Origin of the sequence: Mucilaginibacter sp. PPCGB 2223 (genome assembly GCF_001705515.1) — a bacterium.
Lineage (GTDB): Bacteria > Bacteroidota > Bacteroidia > Sphingobacteriales > Sphingobacteriaceae > Mucilaginibacter.
In genome coordinates this window covers 20186-38988 of sequence record NZ_MDJS01000003.1, presented here as the reverse complement: position 1 = coordinate 38988, position 18803 = coordinate 20186, and the positions used below count along the sequence as shown (strand labels likewise).

15 protein-coding genes are annotated in these 18803 nt (G+C 48.9%); 12 read left to right on the top strand and 3 right to left on the bottom strand.

The annotated features are described in order from the left end of the window. Window positions 1-33: 33 nt before the first annotated feature. From BEL04_RS14890 to BEL04_RS14880, 3 genes are read right to left on the bottom strand one after another with little or no spacing between them, the layout of a single operon-like run. Entirely contained in the window at window positions 34-654 is a 621-nt protein-coding gene (locus BEL04_RS14890) for a class I SAM-dependent methyltransferase (RefSeq protein ID WP_066005399.1), read from the bottom strand. 4 nt (window positions 655-658) lie between these two features. After that, complete coding sequence (locus tag BEL04_RS14885; protein WP_066005397.1) at window positions 659-1000, bottom strand: hypothetical protein; 342 nt, start codon at window positions 998-1000, stop codon at window positions 659-661. 1 nt (window position 1001) lies between these two features. Then, window positions 1002-3455, bottom strand: a complete 2454-nt coding sequence (locus BEL04_RS14880) for a penicillin acylase family protein (RefSeq protein WP_066005392.1) — start codon at window positions 3453-3455, stop codon at window positions 1002-1004. A 395-nt stretch (window positions 3456-3850) separates the two neighbouring features. On the opposite strand from BEL04_RS14880, the gene pgmB reads away from it, so the two are divergent. From pgmB to BEL04_RS14815, 12 genes are all read left to right on the top strand, one after another. Further along, window positions 3851-4501: a beta-phosphoglucomutase gene (gene pgmB, locus BEL04_RS14870; protein WP_066005388.1), complete on the top strand. Its 651-nt coding sequence runs from the start codon at window positions 3851-3853 to the stop codon at window positions 4499-4501. 351 nt (window positions 4502-4852) lie between these two features. Next, window positions 4853-6559 (top strand): alpha-amylase family glycosyl hydrolase, encoded by a 1707-nt coding sequence (locus tag BEL04_RS14865; RefSeq protein WP_066005386.1) that lies wholly within the window; start codon window positions 4853-4855, stop codon window positions 6557-6559. 145 nt (window positions 6560-6704) lie between these two features. Next, window positions 6705-9155, top strand: a complete 2451-nt coding sequence (locus BEL04_RS14860) for a glycoside hydrolase family 31 protein (protein ID WP_066005385.1) — start codon at window positions 6705-6707, stop codon at window positions 9153-9155. Window positions 9156-9724: 569 nt separating this feature from the next. Then, window positions 9725-11650, top strand: a complete 1926-nt coding sequence (gene glgB, locus BEL04_RS14855) for a 1,4-alpha-glucan branching protein GlgB (RefSeq protein WP_371327590.1) — start codon at window positions 9725-9727, stop codon at window positions 11648-11650. Then, window positions 11647-13209: a 1-hydroxycarotenoid 3,4-desaturase CrtD gene (crtD, locus tag BEL04_RS14850; protein WP_083227952.1), complete on the top strand. Its 1563-nt coding sequence runs from the start codon at window positions 11647-11649 to the stop codon at window positions 13207-13209. Before glgB ends, crtD begins: the two co-directional genes overlap by 4 nt. 206 nt (window positions 13210-13415) lie before the next feature. Next, complete coding sequence (locus BEL04_RS14845) at window positions 13416-14231, top strand: alpha/beta fold hydrolase (RefSeq protein ID WP_066005379.1); 816 nt, start codon at window positions 13416-13418, stop codon at window positions 14229-14231. Next, window positions 14231-14854, top strand: coding sequence for a lysophospholipid acyltransferase family protein (locus BEL04_RS14840; protein WP_066005378.1), 624 nt, complete (start codon window positions 14231-14233; stop codon window positions 14852-14854). The genes BEL04_RS14845 and BEL04_RS14840 overlap by 1 nt, the downstream gene beginning before the upstream one ends. A gap of 3 nt (window positions 14855-14857) precedes the next feature. Then, entirely contained in the window at window positions 14858-15478 is a 621-nt protein-coding gene (locus tag BEL04_RS14835; RefSeq protein WP_066005376.1) for a lysophospholipid acyltransferase family protein, read from the top strand. Window positions 15479-15487: 9 nt separating this feature from the next. After that, the gene (locus tag BEL04_RS14830) at window positions 15488-16576 is read left to right on the top strand and encodes a glycosyltransferase family 2 protein (RefSeq protein WP_066005374.1); all 1089 of its coding nucleotides are present in this window, start codon (window positions 15488-15490) and stop codon (window positions 16574-16576) included. Beyond that, the gene (locus tag BEL04_RS14825; RefSeq protein WP_083227951.1) at window positions 16555-17217 is read left to right on the top strand and encodes a carotenoid biosynthesis protein; all 663 of its coding nucleotides are present in this window, start codon (window positions 16555-16557) and stop codon (window positions 17215-17217) included. Before BEL04_RS14830 ends, BEL04_RS14825 begins: the two co-directional genes overlap by 22 nt. 33 nt (window positions 17218-17250) lie before the next feature. After that, window positions 17251-18102, top strand: a complete 852-nt coding sequence (locus tag BEL04_RS14820; protein ID WP_066005369.1) for a 4-hydroxy-3-methylbut-2-enyl diphosphate reductase — start codon at window positions 17251-17253, stop codon at window positions 18100-18102. A 23-nt stretch (window positions 18103-18125) separates the two neighbouring features. Next, window positions 18126-18803, top strand: a complete 678-nt coding sequence (locus BEL04_RS14815; RefSeq protein ID WP_066005366.1) for a fatty acid desaturase — start codon at window positions 18126-18128, stop codon at window positions 18801-18803.

The window sequence follows — 18803 nt, the reverse complement described above, 5'->3', positions numbered from 1 at the left end:
GCACAAAGATAGCCTATCCGGATTGTTTGGCCGTCAGATATTTGTTAAATCATTGTATCGCGCCATCCATACCGTTGCGCCACCGCAATCCGGGTCTTCTTCCTTATGTTTCAATACTTTGAAGTGATGCTTATTCAGCAAACTTTCATACTCATCGGGCGCTAACGACGCATGGAACAGGTTTTCGCCGCCGTTTATTCCCCAGGCTTCGCCGCGTTTTGGCCCCGAAGTAAAAAGCAGGACGCCGTTGGGATTGATATGCTTTTCAAAAATGCCGAACATCAGCGGCTGGTCGTCTTCAGGCAAATGAAAAAAACTATGCCAGGCAATAATAGCGTCGAATTTTTTGTTAAGATCGAGCTTCCGCATATCCTGCAAAATGAGTTCGACATCCGGAAAATTAGCCTTAGCTATCTTCAGCATTTCGCTGCTTGCGTCAACGCCTGTCACCTGTAGTCCTTTGCTAAGCAGATATTCCATGATCGGTTTCCCTGTACCGCAACCTAAATCTAATACCGAACCTCCGACCGGGATACGGGCGATCAGATCGTCAAGATAGTCCTGCTCCATTAAATCACGGTAACGGTTTTCATAGAACCATCCGGCTATTTTATTATAGACTTTGTAGACGTCCTTTCTTTCGCCTTGTTCCATATACCTATTGCTTACCCGCTGCCCGCCTGATCAGATGTGCCGACATGGCCGCCATACCCGCAACCAGTCCGCCGATGATACCTGTGATCAGTAACAATATGAGCCAATGCCCGCCCAATGGGAATACATGCGCCATGCGCGTAGCCAATATATGGTTATTCGGTACGCTTTTAAATAAAGCCATGGCTACCCAAACGATAAAAATGGCCGCGAAAGCCGACCAGAATGCATGCGCCGAACTTTTTGCGATAAGCAATGCCGCCAGGAACGAAATGATGGCCACTACCCACCAGGGCAATACAAAACTTGCGATAAGGCCGGCGATCAGTATGATAAAAAATAACATATTATTTATTGTTGATGGTTAAGGTTGATGTGATATGTTTTTGCTGATCGGCGGGGTTTTGTAAAAACAGGAGCGGGTTCAACTCGCCGTTTTTCCAGGTGCGAAACATATTGTCGTAAAAAAAGCTGCCCGGGTTGCCCGATTCGCCGCCGGGGAAAACGCCGTAGCCCTGTACCGTTGGTCCGAATTGTACGATCATCCGCCACGACGGGCCATGTGTTTCGCTCAAAGCGTTTACCACCCCGCCCGAGCCATCCGCATCAAACTCTCCCGATCCCAGCCCTTCAACCTTACCCAGGTGCGAGATGTGCGAACCCTTTACCACGCCCCATTGCCAGCTTTTTCCCGGCGAGCCATAATGCTTATATAAACTATCTACGGTAGCTTCAAAAGTTTTCTGGATGAGGTAATCGCGTGTTTCTACGCCCATAGTGCGGGTATCGTCATACCATCTGGATTGTTGTTGGGTAACCAGCAGTTGTACCGTGCGGTAGTTGCTCGGCCATTTCAACTGTACATCAAGGGCGCCTTTTACAGCAAAATCATCCGCCCAGATGGCTTTGTACAGGTTGGCCCACCAGTTTTCAAAAATGGTTGGCCCGGCATTGTAAGCAGTATACTCCCTGTTCCAGTTTTTTATTTGACGGTAAACGGATTTTTGTTTTTCGTCGAGCTTGGTTTCATCAACACCATCTATCATGGTTGGTAAAATATCCTGCGCAAAAATGCTGTAGTTGTCGTTCTGCAAAGCACGCAAACTGTCTGCTGTCGCTTTGTGCATGGCGCCAAGCCTATCGTCTATACGCTTGGCACGCTGGTACGAGGCAAAGCGCCAGTTGATATAATAAGGATAGGTTTCATCTGTTGATGGCTGATTGGCCGAGCTTAAATAACCCTGTGCCGGGTTCTTCACCGTAGGGTTTTGCTCCGGAGGTATCCAGCCTTGCCATTCGTCGGCCGGGTCGCTGCCATCTAAAATAAACTTGCCCTGGTCGCGGTACTTGAGCGGGAATTTGCCATTCGGGGTTATCGCGATATCTTTATCAACACTGGCGAAGATAAAGTTCTGCGCAGGCGCGCTAAAGTATTTCAGAGCTTCACGGTAATCGTCGTAATTTTTACCACGGTTAAGCAGGTAAAAGGTTTTAAACTCCAGCGATGGGTCGTGCGCTATCCAGCGCAAAGCATCGCCCACGGGCACAATGCGTGCCGCGCCTAATTTTGAGGGTTTTAAACTGGCGTTCTGGTAAACCACGGGGCCCTGCCGGGTATATAATACCGTGTCGTAAACGGTGGCCTGTCCTCTTATTTTGATTGCCTCGATGCGCTTTTTTACGGGCACCCACCGGCCGTCGTACCAATATTCGTTCTTGCTCAGGTCTTTAAAATTAACCTGGTACCAGTCGAGCACATCGGCATCAACATTGGTAACGCCCCAGCCAATCTTTTGATTATAACCGATGATCACGGTCGGCGTGCCCGGAATAGAGACGCCATACACATTCACTCCGGGGGCTGTGAGCTGTATCTGGTACCAGATGGAGGGGTAGCTCAGATCCAGGTGCGGGTCGTTGGCCAGGATGGGGTAACCATTGGCCGACCTGCTGCCGGCTACTACCCAGTTGTTGCTGCCTATGCCCTCAACCGGTGGTTTGGTTTTGATGGTATCGGTCATGTCGGCAATAAAACCTTTCGAAGCAGGAGGGAGCGGCAATGCTTTAAAATTCCATTTGGTGCCTTTGGGGATCACAGGTTCTTCTTTAAAAGCACGATCGGGGAAAAGCTCATTGGTAATCTTCGGTCCGAAAAGCTTCAGCGTATTGGTCATGGCAAAATCGTCCGATCCGCCGGCCAGCGTTTCCGACATCAGTTTGAGCACAAGCGCACAATTGATCGGTTTAAAGTCCTCGGGGGCGTAATCCAGTAATTTAAATTCGAGAGGGTAATGCTTAGCAGGCAGGTTGTGAATATAGGCGTTAACTCCGGCGGTATACGCTTCGAGCGCTTCTTTTACCTGCGGATCCTTCATACACTCGGCCAGGGTATTTTCGGCGCCGTAAACCATGCCCATGCGGCGGTGGTAACGATCGAGTTCCAAAGCCTTGGGGCCTACAATTTCGGATAGGCGGCCCGATGCCGACCGGGTCTGGATATCCATCTGCCAAAGCCTGTCGGCAGCGGTTACATAACCCTGGGCAAAGTACAGGTCGTGGTCGTTCTCTGCAAAAACATGCGGTATCCGGTTCTCGTCGTATTTGATGACAATTTTGCCGTAAAGGCCTTTCAATTTAACACTGCTGTTGGCAGTGATGTTTTTGCTTTCGGCGTTTTGCCAAAAGCCCGTGGCCGGGTTAAGCAGCTTGCCCAGCGGAGGCAAGTCGCCATGTTTGGTTTGCAGCGCCCATATCAGCAATAGGGTTACCAGGGTAGAAATGATGGCTTTGGTTAATTTCATCGGGGTGATGGTTTATACGCCTAAGTTAGTTAAAAACACATGGGTATTTATGGGTATTTTTAGATTTGTGAAAGACGTTTCTTCCATTCGTCGTTGCGAGCGGTAGCGAAGCAATCCCTACTTAGGACAATCGATGCACCCAATCGGACCTGCGTATGCAGAGATTATGGATTGATAATTTGTTTTTTATTGGTATCCATGAGCCCGCTATCGCTCGGTTGTCTTCGTGCCTCGCAATGACGCGTAAAAGAACAGGGGGGAAATTGTAAGAAATTTTTCCGCTTTTCAAGCTTCCGGCTTCCGGCATCGCGCTTCCCGCTCCAAACGTAAATTTACCAAAAATCCGGCTCAAATCCCATAAAAGCCCTATATTTATTGCCTTATTGCAACTAAACATGAGTACAATAAAAGCATGCATATTTGATCTCGACGGCGTTATTGTCGATACCGCCGTTTACCATTATAAAGCCTGGAAACGCCTGGCCGCCCAGCTGGGATTTGATTTTACCGAGCACGACAACGAACTGTTAAAAGGCGTAAGCCGTTTACGGTCGTTACAGATCATCTTAGGCATAGGCGGCATTACCAAAACCGAAGCGGAGCAGGAACAACTGGCCACACTCAAAAACACCTGGTATGTGGATATGATTACGAAAATGCAGCCCGATGAGATACTACCCGGAGCTAAAGAGTTTTTAGAAGCCTGCCGTGCCGCGGGTATTAAAACGGCTTTAGGTTCGGCCAGTAAGAACGCCGGTATCATCCTGCAAAAGGTGGGCATTGAGCATTTGTTCGACGCCGTGATCGATGGCAACAAAGTATCCAAGGCCAAACCCGACCCCGAAGTATTTTTAAAAGGCGCCGAAGCCGTAGGCGTAACCCCGGCCGGATGCGTGGTTTTTGAAGACGCCATCGCCGGCGTTGAAGCAGCCATTGCCGGCGGCATGAAGTGCGTGGGTATTGGTTCGCCGGATGTTTTGGGAGAGGCCGACCTGGTGGTTAGTGGTTTGGATAAGATGACTTTGGAGAGGTTGGAAGAGTTGTAAATTCTCCACCCGTCATTGCGAGCGGTAGCGAAGCAATCTCTACGGAGGACAATCGATGCATTAAATCGGACCTGTATGTGTAGAGATTGCTTCGTGTCTCGCAATGACGTTGTAATAACGGAATACCCGCGTTAGCGATTGCAGCGGATACCGGCCTCGTGGCTAATGCCTGTGCAGTATGAGCGGAAAGCGCGGCCCGCAGGGAACGCCCGAAATGCAAACCAGGAGCCAAGAAGTAAGAATCAAGATATTCAATAGCATTCAAACCTCAAACGAAAAACAGCATTAGCTGTCAAACAACCGACGACCAACTTTAAAACATTCAAACCTTTCGACATTACAACCAATCCCATGCACAAACATATCATCTACCAGCTCTTACCCCGCTTATTCGGCAATACCAATACTACCAACAAAACATACGGCTCGGTCGAAGAGAATGGTGTGGGCAAGCTTAATGATATTACCGATATTGCTTTGCGCGAATTGAAAGCCATGGGCATTACCCATGTTTGGTACACCGGTGTCATCGAACACGCCACCATGACGGATCATTCGCAATACGGCATCCGTCCCGACGATCCGGATGTGGTGAAAGGCAGGGCAGGCTCGCCGTACGCCATCAACGATTATTACGACATAGCGCCCGACCTGGCGGTAGACGTGCCAAACCGCATGGCCGAATTTGAGGCCCTGGTGAGACGCACACATGCCAACGGCCTGAAAGTTATTATTGACCTGGTGCCGAACCACGTGGCACGTACCTACAGATCCGACGCTAAACCCGAAGGCGTGCGCGATTTCGGCGAAGATGATGATACCTCGAAGCATTTCGATCCGAAAAACGATTTTTATTATTTTCCCGGGCAGCCATTCAAAGTCCCGGCATGGTATAATCCCGGCGGCGATGGGTTCAGCAGTCCGTTAAAAGACGGGCATTTTGATGAGAATCCCGCCAAAGCTACCGGTAACGATGTTTTCAGCGCCACACCCTCCATTACCGACTGGTTCGAAACCATCAAGCTGAATTACGGTGTGGATTACCTCGCCGGTCATCAAACCCACTTCGACCCGCTGCACGTGCTCTGGAAAAAGATGTACCACATCCTGTGTTTCTGGGCGGCAAAAGGCGTAAATGGCTTCCGCTGCGATATGGTGGAGATGGTGCCCGTAGAGTTTTGGAGCTGGGTGATCCCCGAAGTGAAAAAGCAATACCCCGGGATGATCTTTATGGGTGAAGCTTACAACAACGGCCAGTACCGCAACTATATTTTTAACGGGCATTTTGATTACCTGTACGATAAGGTTGGTTTGTACGATTCGGTGAAACGCCTTATCCGTAACGAAACTTATGCTACCATCTGGGATATCAACCGTTGTGTTTTTCACGAAAGCCAGGATTTTCCGGAGCACATGCTGCGCTTCCTGGAAAATCACGACGAGGAACGTATTGCTTCGCCGCATTTTGCCGGCGACGCCTGGCTGGCAGTACCGGGTATGATCGTTTCGGCAACCCTGTCGACCGGCCCGGTAATGATCTATTCGGGCCAGGAGGTGGGCGAACCCGCCGCGGGCGTTCCTGGTTTTAACGAAGGTAACGGCCGTACCACCATATTCGACTATTGGGGCGTGCCCGAACATCAAAAATGGCTCAATAACGGCAAATTCGATGGCGGGCAACTGTCCGAATCGCAAAAGTACCTGCGCGAATTCTACAGCAAACTGCTCAACGCATCCGGTACCAGCGCGGCCATCACTTCGGGCAAATTTTACGAGCTGATGCTGATCAACCTCAGCGAAGGCAGCGGTTTCGACGAGCGGATATACGCCTACCTGCGCTATACCGAAAACGAAAGGATATTGGTTTTAGTTAACTTCCACCGCGAAGAACGGCAATTGACAGTTAAACTCCCCCGCGATATAGAAGGCGAATTGCGGATGGACCCCATCACCACTTTTACCGATCTGTTGAGTAATGAAAGCTACACTGCTGATATTTTTACCCAGGGCCTGCACATCGCTATACCCGCAACCGGCGGTTTTTTATTGAGTTTTTGAAAAATATTTCAGCGCTTTTTTAAAAATATACAAAATTTTAAGTTTATCTGTTGAAAATTAAGCTTAATTTTAATTTTTGGCTTCCTATTAGTAATTATTTTACTTTTTTTGGAACTGTATTAGCGCAAACCCTGTATAAACTATTATGGAAAAGATCGAAGACCCGGAAATACCTGCCAAGGTGGTGATCGAAGAAGAGGTGATCCAGCATTTAAACAACCCTGTTGTAGGCCTGAAGCCTATTGTTAAAAAATACCTGGGCCAGGTGCTCAAAGTAACCCAGGACAGCAACAGGTTTTATTTTTCGGATGCAGATGCCAAGGTCGAGATCATTGTCGTTACCGACGATATCATCCGTGTGCGTTTGGCGCCTCATGGTGTTTTCCTCGAAGAGTTTAGCTATGCGATCAGTAAAACATCACACCGCGTATCGGTATTTTCGTTGAACGAGACGGAGGACGAGTACCAGGTATCAACCAATCGCGTTAACTGTCACATCCGCAAAAAGGATTTCCACATTTCATTTTCAGATAACGAGAACCATATCACCAGCGTTGATGCCAAACCCATGCACTGGGAAGAGAACGTGCAGTTTGGCGGCTACTACGTTTACGGTACCAAGGTTTGCCACCCCGGCGAAAGCTTTTTTGGCCTTGGCGATAAAGCTACCGAGCTTAACCTGGTGGGCAAGCGCCTCGTAAACTGGAACACCGATGCCTACTCGTTCGCTAAGGACCAGGACCCCTTATACCGCAGCATCCCTTTTTATATCAGTTTGCACGATGGGATAGCGCACGGTATTTTTTTCGATAATACTTTTAAGGCACACTTTGATTTCGGTGCCGAGGATAAAAATAAAACAAGTTTCTGGGCCGATGGCGGCGAACTGCAGTACTACTACATCCACGGCCCGCACATGATGGACGTGGTAAAACGCTACCACCAGCTTACCGGCATGCACCCTATGCCGCCGCTTTGGGCGCTGGGCTACCAGCAGTGCCGCTGGAGCTATTACCCCGAGTCGAAAGTGAGGGAGGTTGCTGCCAATTTCCGCAAAAATCAAATACCCTGCGATGCCATTTACCTCGACATCGACTATATGGATGGTTACCGCTGTTTTACCTGGAACCGCAAATATTTCCCCGATCCGAAAAAGATGATCCGCGACCTTTCCGACCAGGGGTTTAAAACGGTAGTGATCATCGATCCGGGTATCCGTGTCGACGATAATTACGGTGTCTTTAAAGAAGGCAAGGAAAAGAAATACTTCTGCCGCCGCTGCGATGATTACTTTATGGAGGGCCACGTATGGCCGGGCCGCTGCCAGTTCCCCGATTTTACTAACCCCGAGGTACGCGAATGGTGGGGCGGCTTGTTCGACGAACTGGTTGAGCTGGGTGTAGCCGGTGTTTGGAACGATATGAACGAACCTGCCGTTTTTGGTGCCGGTACTTTCCCCGATGATGTGCGCCACCAGTATGATGGCCATCGTGGCTCGCATCGCAAGGCGCACAATGTTTACGGTATGCAAATGGTGCGCGCAACCTACGAGGGTTTGCGCAAACTGATGAAGAATAAACGTCCGTTCACCATAACCCGTGCAGGCTATTCGGGCCTGCAACGCTATGCCTGCGTGTGGACGGGCGACAACGTGGCCTCGTGGGAACACCTGAAGCTGGCCAACATCCAGTGCCAGCGTTTATCGATATCGGGCGTATCTTTCGTAGGTACCGACATAGGCGGCTTTAGCGGCGAGCCCGACGGCGAGCTGTTTACCCGGTGGATACAACTGGGCGTATTTTCGCCCTTTATGCGCGCCCACTCTGCCGGCGATACCCGCGAGCGCGAGCCATGGAGCTTTGGCGAACCTTATACCAACATCAACCGCAAGTTTATTGAGCTGCGCTACCGCCTGATGCCGTATTTCTATTCGGCGTTCTGGGAGCATAACCGCTACGGTTTCCCGATACTGCGCCCGCTGGTGATGCAGGAGCAGGATGTAGAGATCAACCACTTCCGCCAAGATGAGTTTACCTTTGGCGATAAAATACTGGTTTGCCCGGTAATGGATCCCGGTATTAAAAGTCGCAAGGTTTATTTGCCCAAAGGCGATTGGTACCATTACTGGACGCACGAAAAATTGAAGGGCGGAGCCGAACTGGTGGTGGAAACCCCGCTCGATTCGATGCCGATATTTGTGAAAGCAGGATCGGTAATACCCGAATCGCCGGTAATGCAGTACGTTGGCGAAAAACAGATCGACGAATTGTTGTTCCAGGTATACTATGCGCCGTATGAGGTTAATTCCTTCTTTTTTGAAGATTACGGCGAAACCTTTGCCTACGAGCAGGACATCTACCTCGAAAAGAAATTCGTGACCACGGGCGACGATAACAGCATGACCATCACCCAATCGGTTGAAGGTTTGTACACCCCGCGTTACGAAAACTACGAGATGAAGATCATCGGCCTGCCATTTAAACCATCAAAGGTGCTGGTAGATAACAAGAGCGTAATTAAAGTGACCCTCGACGAACTGGAACGCTACCGCTTTAAAGCGAACAAAAATTTCAGGATGATACAGATATTTAAATAGTGTTTGGATTACACTGATTTTGTATGATTACACCGGATTTTTTCCTCGCCTTGTCATTTCGACAATAGGAGAAATCTTATGTAAGCGATAAGCACAGCATTTTTATCAAGCCCGGAATTAAAAGTATGCCGGGCTTTTTGCGTTAGCGATGGCAGCGCCTGCCTGTCGGCAGACAGGGATACCGGCCTTGTGGCTAATGCCTGCGTAGTATGAGCGCACAGCGCGGCCCGCAGGGAAACGCCCTGAAATAGAATCAAGAGTCAGGAATCAAGACTCAAGACTGAACAATCCAACCTTCCAACAAAATCCATCGCTTTACTTAAAAATAAAAAATCCGAAATCAATCATCATTTACTAACTTGTGCCAACAATCCCGGCGTTGAGAACAATTTGTTGCCATCGCTGTACAATAGATATACAACCTTACTGCCATGGCCAAAAAAGCTGCCCCCAAACCTGCTCCTAACGAAGAAGTAAAAGCCACCAAATTAAAAAAAACGGCTAAACCGACCGAAAAAGCTATTAAACCCACCACAAAAAAAGCTGCTTCAAAAGCTAAAATCGATACTATGGCCACCGAGCCGATGAACCCCGTCGAATCGTACAGTTTGTTTACCGATTTCGACGTGGCCCTGTTTAAAAGCGGCAAGCATTATAAGCTTTACGAAAAGTTCGGTTCGCACGTGGTGGAGCATAAGGGTGTGGTGGGCACTTATTTTGCCGTATGGGCGCCGAATGCGCAGTACGTATCAGTCATAGGTAATTTTAACGGCTGGAACAAAGGCTCGCATAAGCTGCTTGTGCGCTGGGACGGCTCGGGCATTTGGGAAGGTTTTATCCCGAACATCGGCGATGGCGAGCGTTATAAATATTTTATTAATTCCTCGTCGGGCGCCGACCTCGAAAAGAGCGACCCCTTTGCCCTGCGCTGGGAAGAGCCGCCACGCACTGCATCCATCGTTACCCATACTTTTTACGAATGGGCCGACCAGGATTGGATGAAGAAGCGTTTTAAAATCAATGGGCTGAACCAGCCATGGTCCGTCTACGAAATACACCTGGGCAGCTGGGCCCGCAGCCCCGAAGACCCCGACCTGTTTTTGGGCTATCGCGATATCGCCAAAAAGCTGGTGCCTTACGTGGTAGAGATGGGCTTTACGCACGTAGAGTTTATGCCGATCATGGAGCACCCGTTCTATCCAAGCTGGGGGTATCAGATCGTGGGTTTCTTTGCGGCTTCGACGCGATATGGCAGTCCGCAGGATTTGATGTATCTGATCGAAGAACTGCACAAAGCCGGCATAGGCGTTATTTTGGATTGGGTACCCTCGCACTTCCCGGGCGATGCACATGGCCTGTATAACTTTGACGGTACGCACCTGTACGAGCATGCCGACGAGCGTAAAGGCTTTCACCCCGACTGGAAATCGTACATTTTTAACTACGGCCGCAACGAGGTAAGAGCTTTCCTGATCAGTAACGCTTTGTTCTGGCTGGACCGTTACCATGCCGATGGCTTACGTGTGGATGCCGTGGCATCGATGCTATATCTCGACTACTCACGCAAGCACGGCGAGTGGGAACCTAATGTTTTCGGCGGTAACCATAACCTTGAGGCGATATCCTTACTGAAAGAGTTTAACGAAACCGTTTACAGCTATTACCCCGACGTGCAAACCATCGCCGAGGAATCGACTTCGTTCACCGGTGTAAGCCGCCCGACTTTTACCGGCGGCCTGGGCTTTGGTATGAAATGGATGATGGGCTGGATGAACGATACCCTGAAATACTTTAAAGAAGACCCGATAAACCGCAAATACCATCATAACCAGATCACCTTCAGCACGGTGTACGGCTTTACCGAGAATTTTATGCTGCCGCTTTCGCATGATGAGGTAGTGTACGGCAAACGCTCGCTGCTACGCAAAATGCCCGGCGACGATTGGCAGCAATTTGCTAACCTGCGTTTGCTGTACAGCTATATGTACACCCACAGTGGTACCAAACTGCTGTTTATGGGCGGCGAATTCGGCCAGAGCGAAGAATGGGATTTCAAAAAATCGCTCGACTGGCACCTGCTCGAGTACGCACCGCACCGGGGCATATCCGAAACGGTAAAGGCACTCAATAAGCTCTACAAAACCGAACCCGCCCTTTACGAAAAAACCTTTACCTGGAATGGCTTTGAATGGATAGACGGGGGCAATGCCGACGACTCGGTTTTGGTATACCGCCGCATAGGCAACGATGCCAAAGACGACCTGGTGATCGTACTGAACATGACACCTGTGCCCCGCCACGGCTACCGCATCGGCGTGCCTAAAAAAGGAACCTGGAAAGAGATCTTCAACTCTGACGATAAAAAGTTCAACGGCTCAGGCCTGACCAACCCCAAGGGCATGAAAAGCGGTACCGAAAAATGGCACGGTAAAAATGATTCGATATTAATAACCGTACCACCGCTGGGCGCCGTGGTATTGAAGGAGGGGAAATGAGCCCCTCCCAACCCTCCCCGGAAGGGAGGGCTTTTAAAGCGCATTCCTTAGATAGCAAATCAAAAGTCTCCCCTTCCGGGGGAGATTTAGAGGGGGCTGTTGCCATCATCATCGGCGCTGGCATAGCCGGTATAGCCAGCGCAATTCGCCTGGCGGTAAAAGGCTACGAGGTGCAGGTTTTTGAAGCTAACAGTTACCCCGGCGGTAAACTAAGCGAGATTAATCAGCAAGGCTACCGTTTTGATGCCGGGCCAAGCCTGTTCACCATGCCGCAATATGTCGACGAACTGTTTGATCTGGCCGGGCGCAACCCGCGTAGCGAGTTCAATTATCAAAAGCTCGACGCCATCTGCAATTATTTTTATCCCGATGGGACGGTTTTTACCGCTTATGCGGATGAAGATAAACTGGCTGATAGCATCGCGCAAAGCACAAACACCACTAAGGCAAGTGTAAAACACTACTTTGCCAACAGCGCCAGGATTTATCACATTACCGATCATGTATTTTTGCAACGCTCGCTGCACCGCCTGAAAACTTATTTGCGTTGGGATACGGTAAGATCAATACTCCGTTTATCACAGATAGATGCTTTTCGCTCCATGCACCAGGCAAACCAAAGTTTTTTTGCGGATAAACGCATAGTGCAGTACGCCGACAGGTATGCCACGTATAACGGTTCAAACCCATACCAGGCGCCCGCTACGCTCAATGTCATCCCGCACCTCGAACAACATTTCGGCGCCTATTTTCCCGATGATGGGATGTACAGTATCACAACCAGTTTGGTTAAACTCGCCGAAAGTTTGGGCGTAAAGTTCAATTACAATTACCCGGTTGAGGAAATAGTTTTGGATAAGCTGAAAGCGAAAGGCATCAAGCTAAAAGATAAATTTGTTGAAGCTGATATTGTAATCAGCAACATGGATGTGTGGTTTACGTATCATAAGCTGCTCAAACAACATCCCGAACTGTACCCCAAACGCATTTTGCAACAGGAGCGCAGCAGCTCGGCATTGATATTTTACTGGGGCGTCAAAAAGCAGTTTGAGCAGCTCGGCTTACATAATATCTTTTTCAGTGCCGATTACGAGGCCGAGTTCGGCGCCATCTGGAAGCAGCAGACCATGAGCGCCGACCCGACGGTGTACCTTAACATCAGCTCAAAACTTAAACCCGGTGATGCGCCTGCCGGTTGCGAAAACTGGTTCGTGATGATCAACGTGCCTGCAAACACCGGGCAGGACTGGGATACGCTTATCGCGGCAGCTAAAAAAAGCATCTTAGCCGGTTTATCGCGTAAGCTGGGCGTCTGCATCGAGCAATTGATCGAAACCGAAGCCATCCTCGACCCGCGCTCCATCGAAAGCAAAACCTCATCCTATCAGGGATCGCTGTACGGCACCAGCTCAAACGGGCAGCTCGCGGCATTTTTGCGGCACGCCAACCGTTCATCAAAAATTAAGAACCTGTACTTCTGCGGCGGCAGCGTGCACCCGGGTGGTGGGATACCGTTGTCGCTGCTTTCGGCTAAGATTGTGAGTGAATGGGTGCAATAATTGCCTTTATCCTGTCATTGCGAGGGACGAAGCAATCGCACTGAGGCAGGTCCATTATGCAAAGCAAGATTGATTGTCCTGAGAGATTGCTTCGTCCCCTGCAATGACACGGTGGTTTGATACAAATTCCTTATCCCGCCATCGTTGGTGTTGTCACCAACGATTAACTAACGTCATTTCCGGCAAATTCCTTAATATTGCCGCCTATGGGCTACCTGCAAATACCCGGCCTGGGCAAAGTACATTACCACGAATACGGATCGGGCGATAAACCCATGCTGGCCTTTCACGGTTACGGGATGACGGGCAGGCAGTTCCATGTATTGGAGCAGTCGGTTTTAAGCCTGTACCATGTTTACGGCTTCGATCATTTTTTTCACGGCTGGAGCGAGTTGGAAGGCTGGTCGGAAAAGCAGATATTATCGGGCATGCCGCGTGAACTGGTGAAACAATACGCTGAAGAATGGTTTAAGATTCACGGTCGTCAGCGTATATCGCTCATGGCCTATTCCATCGGCGCTAACCTGGCGTTGATACTGGTTGAAGAGTACCCCGAGCTCATCGACGAGTTGATCCTAATGGCGCCCGACGGTTTGGAGGGCTATAAAGTGTTTAAGTTTTTACAGCACGAACTGATGGGCAAGCTGCTGTTTCGCACGGCTACCAAAAGCAAATGGCTGGCGCCGATGCTGTTAAAAATGGTAAGGCGCTTTAATTTTATCGACGATAGCCTGTACACCATTGCCTATAACGAGATCGATACCCCGAAAAAGCGGCACGATGTATATTACAGCATCAATTTAATTAAACACCTCAAACCCGATATCCCCAAAGTTGTTGAGCTCATAAACCGGTACCACATCAAAAGCACATTTATTTTTGGTAAAGATGATATGCTGTTCCCGATGAAGACGGTAGTCCCCATCCTCGACCAAATAAAGAACGCCCAGGTGCACGAAGTACCAATGGGGCACTGGCTGGTAACGCACGCTTTAGATACTTATTTGATAAATTTGTCCTGATGATACCCGCCCGCCGCAATAAGATACTGAGCAATATGTTCGCCAGATACATGCGCTACCGCATGAACAAGGCTTTCAACCGTATCGTGATCACGCCTTTTACACCCAAACCCGGGCACTCGGTATTATTGCTCTGCAATCATTTCAGCTGGTGGGACGGCTTTTTCGGCAATTACCTGGCGTACTGGACCATGAAGCGTTACCTGTACATTATGATGCAGCACGATCACCTCGAAAAGCGTATGCTGTTTAACCTGTTCGGAGGTTTCTCTATCGAACGCGGCAGCCGCGGGATGATCAAATCGCTCTGGTATGCGGCCGACCTGCTCAACAACCCGGAGAACCTGGTTGTGGTTTTCCCGCAAGGCCAACTCGTCTCCAATCATACCACGCATATCAGTGTCGAAAAGGGAATAGAGCGTTTGATCAAACACATTAAGGGCCCATGCCAGATCGTATACTGCGCTACGCTGATCGACTATTTTGAGAGCCTCAAACCTTCGGCCTTTATCCATTTGTTCGATTGCGGCGCAGCGGGCGAAGTGCCGTTTGAGGAGTTGGTCAGCAACATCAACAATTATCACGCGCAGGCGTTAAAAGATCAGATCAATGTGGAGCATTAACTTATGATCAAACCACAACGCCACTGGCTCATTACACCATTCTTCAGCTGGTACATCAGCCGGATCGTCAAACGTCATTTCCGTTCGGTAAATTTCAATCCGATAGACCTGCAATCCGGCAAGGCTGTTTTGCTTATTGCCAACCATTACAGCTGGTGGGACGGCTTTGTGTTGTACCATCTCAACAAAATACATTTTAAAAAACAGTTCAGGATTATGGTTCTGGAAGAAACCATGCGCGAAGTGCGGTTCTTTAAGTACCTGGGCGCGTTCTCCATCCATAAAAGCTCAAAGCAGGTAACCGGGTCGTTAGTCTACGCCGCGGAGCTGCTTACCGATCCGGATAACCTGGTGGTTATTTTTCCGCAGGGCAAACTATACTCTAACTTTGTTAACGATGTTGTATTTGAAAAAGGGGCTGCCAAAATAGCAGAGCTGGCAACAACCCACTTTCAGTACCTGTTTAGCGCTGCTTTTACCGAAAACTTTCAGCATAAAAAACCTGCAGTAAACGTCGGCTTAAAAGTGCTGCAAAATACCGAAATTGCTGTTGCCGGTTTACCCGGAGCGTACCGGGAGCATTACCGCTTGGCCAGAGAGAAACAAACCCGTATTACCGCATAAGCCGTATCAATGAGCTACATCATCAGTTTTGTGCTTTTTTTTATGATTGTGCGCTTCTGTGTAACGCTGTTCAATTTCATATCCGATCCGAAGCTGCGCCGGGTAAGCAAACATGCCGGGGCCCTGGTATCCATATTGATACCCGTACGCAACGAGGAGCATAATATTTTACCCTTGCTGCGATCAATTACCAGCCAGGATTACCAGGATTACGAAGTGATCATCCTGGACGATGCCTCAACCGATGAAACCTTTATGGTATGCAGCGATTTTGCTTCGCGCGACCCGCGTTTTAAAGTAATGAAAGGGGCCGAACTGCCGCCTGACTGGCTCGGGAAAAACTACGCCTGCCACCAGCTGGCCCGGCAGGCCAGGGGCGGGTACCTGTTGTTTTTAGATGCCGACGAAAAGATAAGCAACGGTTTGATCAATAGCGCTGTTTACCGCATGCAGATGAATAATTTGAGCCTGCTTAGTTTGTTTACTAACCAAACCATGCTTACCTTGGGCGAAAATATAGTAATACCCCTGATGCATTTTATATTGCTTAACCTGCTGCCTTTAAAGTTGGTTTTTTTGTCGAAAAACAAATCGGTTGCGGCAGCAAGCGGGCAGTTTATGTTGTTTAACGCCGCCGATTATCATCACCACAACTGGCACCGGCAGGTAAAAGAAGCCGTGGTTGAGGATGTGGAAATTATGAAGCAGGTAAAGAGCCGGGGCCTTAACGGCGAAGCGCTGCTGGCTAACGGAATGATCAGCTGCCGCATGTATACCGGCTTTGGCGAGAGCATAGCCGGCTTCAGCAAGAATTTTTTAGCTGCTTTTAACTATAGCGTTGTAGGGTTGCTGGTGTTTTTACTACTCATCATCGGCGGGCCGCTGATCATTATTTCCACTTTAAACTTTAACCTGGTGCTGTTTATGTGCGGGCTGATTGTGCTTAACCGGGTAATGATCTCGCTCCTGTCGGGCCAAAGGGTTTTAACCAATGCAGTTTTGCATCCACTGCAAATGTGCGCCTTAACGGTCATCGCCTTTCTGTCGATACAAAAATATCTTACCAAAACCAATGTATGGAAAGGACGCAGGGTATGAGGGCCGATAAGCAAACCATCCTGATCTTTATCATCATCCTGTTCCACGCCGTTGGTTTGGCGGGTTTCGCGGTCGAAACCTTGCAGCCATTCTTCCTGCAATTTGTGCCTTTTCATTTGCTGCTCATGCTGGCGATGGTGTTTTTAAGCCACCAGGATATCGACCCGAAGTTTGTGTTGTTTATCGTCGTGATATCGCTGCTGGCCTTTACCATCGAGTGGCTCGGCGTAAATAAACACCTGTTCTTCGGGCATTACGCTTACGGGCAAACGCTGGGCTATAAATGGCAAAATGTGCCGGTAATTATTGCCGTTAACTGGTTAATGCTTACTTATGCCACCGGTACGGTAATGCAAAACCTCAATGTGCGGAGCGCATCGGCGCGTATCATTATCGGCGCGTTTGTGATGATGACGCTCGATGTTTTTATCGAACCCAATGCCACCCGTTATGATTACTGGCACTGGGTACCGCCCGGCGAATATCTGACAGCCCCATTGGGTAATTATTTAGCATGGTTTGGTGTCGGCGCGGTTATGCTGGGCGTTTTTGAGGCATTCGGGTTTAAAAAACAAAATGCCGTTGGCGGGGCATTGCTGCTGGCGCAATTCTTGTTTTTTTTATTGCTTTACTGGATATAATATTATTCGGGCTTTTTACTTTAAATTTGCAGTATGGGAGCGCATCAGTTGAAGGTAACAATCGATCAGGATTCGGGGTTTTGCTTCGGGGTTGTTTATGCGATAGACATGGCCGAAGATATTTTAAACGAAGACGGTTATCTGTATTGCCTGGGCGATATTGTACATAACGACGAAGAGGTCGACCGTTTAAAGGCAAAGGGCCTGCGCATTATAGCGCATACCGACCTGGTTAACCTGCATAACGAAAAGGTGCTCATCAGGGCGCATGGCGAAGCTCCCGAAACTTACAAAATAGCCCTCGAAAATAATATTACGCTTATTGATGCCTCGTGCCCGGTAGTGTTAAAGCTGCAAAACCGTATTAAAACATCTTTTGATCAGGATGAGGATATCGTCATCTTCGGTAAGCACGGGCATGCCGAAGTGATAGGCCTGCAAGGGCAGACGGATGGCCGGGCTTTAGTATTCCAGGACATCAGCGAACTGGATACCATGGAGTTGCCACAGCGGTTTACCTTGTACAGCCAAACTACCAAAAGTACCGCCAAGTTTTACCAGATCAAGGAAGAACTGCAAAACCGGGGCTATGATATCAAGGCCAACGATACCATTTGCCGCCAGGTATCCAACCGCGACCGCGACCTGCCTGAGTTTGCCGTAAAGTTTAATAAGATAGTGTTTGTATCGGGCAAAAAATCATCGAACGGAAAGGTGCTGTTCGAGGTTTGCCGCAAATACAATCCCAACACCTATTTCATTTCATCGGTCGATGAGATCGACTACAGCTTGTTTGCCGAAGGTGATACCGTAGGCATTGCCGGCGCCACCTCAACCCCAATGTGGCTGATGGAAGAGGTAAAGGCCGCACTGGAAAACTATTAAGTCTTCAAAAGCGTTTTACTACCATGCACAGACCAGCCTCAAACACCGGTATAGTTATCGCTTTGATTATTCTCGTGGGCTGGTTAACCTCAACAATCCTGTTAATGCACTGGCAGGTAAATTTTACAAATCCATTGCTGTACTTTTTTGTGCTGTTGCAGATGCACTTGTATACGGGTTTGTTCATCACGGCTCACGATGCTATGCACGGCACTATATCCTCCAATAGAACGATCAACAACGGTATTGGCTATAGTGTTACCTTTCTTTACGCAGCATTTTGGTACCCGAAGCTTTATAAAAAACACCACCGGCACCATAAACATGTGCATACCGGTGATGATCCCGACTATCATCAGGGCGGTTTCGTAACCTGGTATATCAGCTTTATCCGCAATTATTTAGCAATCTGGCAGGTAGTTTTGATGGCGATCCTGTTCAATGTTTTGAAGATATGGATACCACAGCTAAACCTTATCCTGTTTTGGGTGGTACCGTCACTGTTAAGCACGGTACAGCTGTTTTATTTCGGCACTTATTTACCGCATAAGGGCGAGCATAGCAATCAACACCAATCGGGTAGTCAGCACAAAAACCACCTGGCAGCCTTTTTAAGTTGTTATTTTTTCGGCTATCACTACGAACACCACGATTCACCCGGTACGCCCTGGTGGCTGTTGTGGAAAATAAAAGGAGAGTAG

What these genes read in the sequence shown, in the direction of transcription:
- BEL04_RS14890 (WP_066005399.1), bottom strand. Translation starts at nt 654, where the DNA reads ATGGAACAAGGCGAAAGAAAGGACGTCTACAAAGTCTATAATAAAATA.
- BEL04_RS14885 (WP_066005397.1), bottom strand. Translation starts at nt 1,000, where the DNA reads ATGTTATTTTTTATCATACTGATCGCCGGCCTTATCGCAAGTTTTGTA.
- BEL04_RS14880 (WP_066005392.1), bottom strand. Translation starts at nt 3,455, where the DNA reads ATGAAATTAACCAAAGCCATCATTTCTACCCTGGTAACCCTATTGCTG.
- pgmB (WP_066005388.1), top strand. Translation starts at nt 3,851, where the DNA reads ATGAGTACAATAAAAGCATGCATATTTGATCTCGACGGCGTTATTGTC.
- BEL04_RS14865 (WP_066005386.1), top strand. Translation starts at nt 4,853, where the DNA reads ATGCACAAACATATCATCTACCAGCTCTTACCCCGCTTATTCGGCAAT.
- BEL04_RS14860 (WP_066005385.1), top strand. Translation starts at nt 6,705, where the DNA reads ATGGAAAAGATCGAAGACCCGGAAATACCTGCCAAGGTGGTGATCGAA.
- glgB (WP_371327590.1), top strand. Translation starts at nt 9,725, where the DNA reads ATGGCCACCGAGCCGATGAACCCCGTCGAATCGTACAGTTTGTTTACC.
- crtD (WP_083227952.1), top strand. Translation starts at nt 11,647, where the DNA reads ATGAGCCCCTCCCAACCCTCCCCGGAAGGGAGGGCTTTTAAAGCGCAT.
- BEL04_RS14845 (WP_066005379.1), top strand. Translation starts at nt 13,416, where the DNA reads ATGGGCTACCTGCAAATACCCGGCCTGGGCAAAGTACATTACCACGAA.
- BEL04_RS14840 (WP_066005378.1), top strand. Translation starts at nt 14,231, where the DNA reads ATGATACCCGCCCGCCGCAATAAGATACTGAGCAATATGTTCGCCAGA.
- BEL04_RS14835 (WP_066005376.1), top strand. Translation starts at nt 14,858, where the DNA reads ATGATCAAACCACAACGCCACTGGCTCATTACACCATTCTTCAGCTGG.
- BEL04_RS14830 (WP_066005374.1), top strand. Translation starts at nt 15,488, where the DNA reads ATGAGCTACATCATCAGTTTTGTGCTTTTTTTTATGATTGTGCGCTTC.
- BEL04_RS14825 (WP_083227951.1), top strand. Translation starts at nt 16,555, where the DNA reads ATGGAAAGGACGCAGGGTATGAGGGCCGATAAGCAAACCATCCTGATC.
- BEL04_RS14820 (WP_066005369.1), top strand. Translation starts at nt 17,251, where the DNA reads ATGGGAGCGCATCAGTTGAAGGTAACAATCGATCAGGATTCGGGGTTT.
- BEL04_RS14815 (WP_066005366.1), top strand. Translation starts at nt 18,126, where the DNA reads ATGCACAGACCAGCCTCAAACACCGGTATAGTTATCGCTTTGATTATT.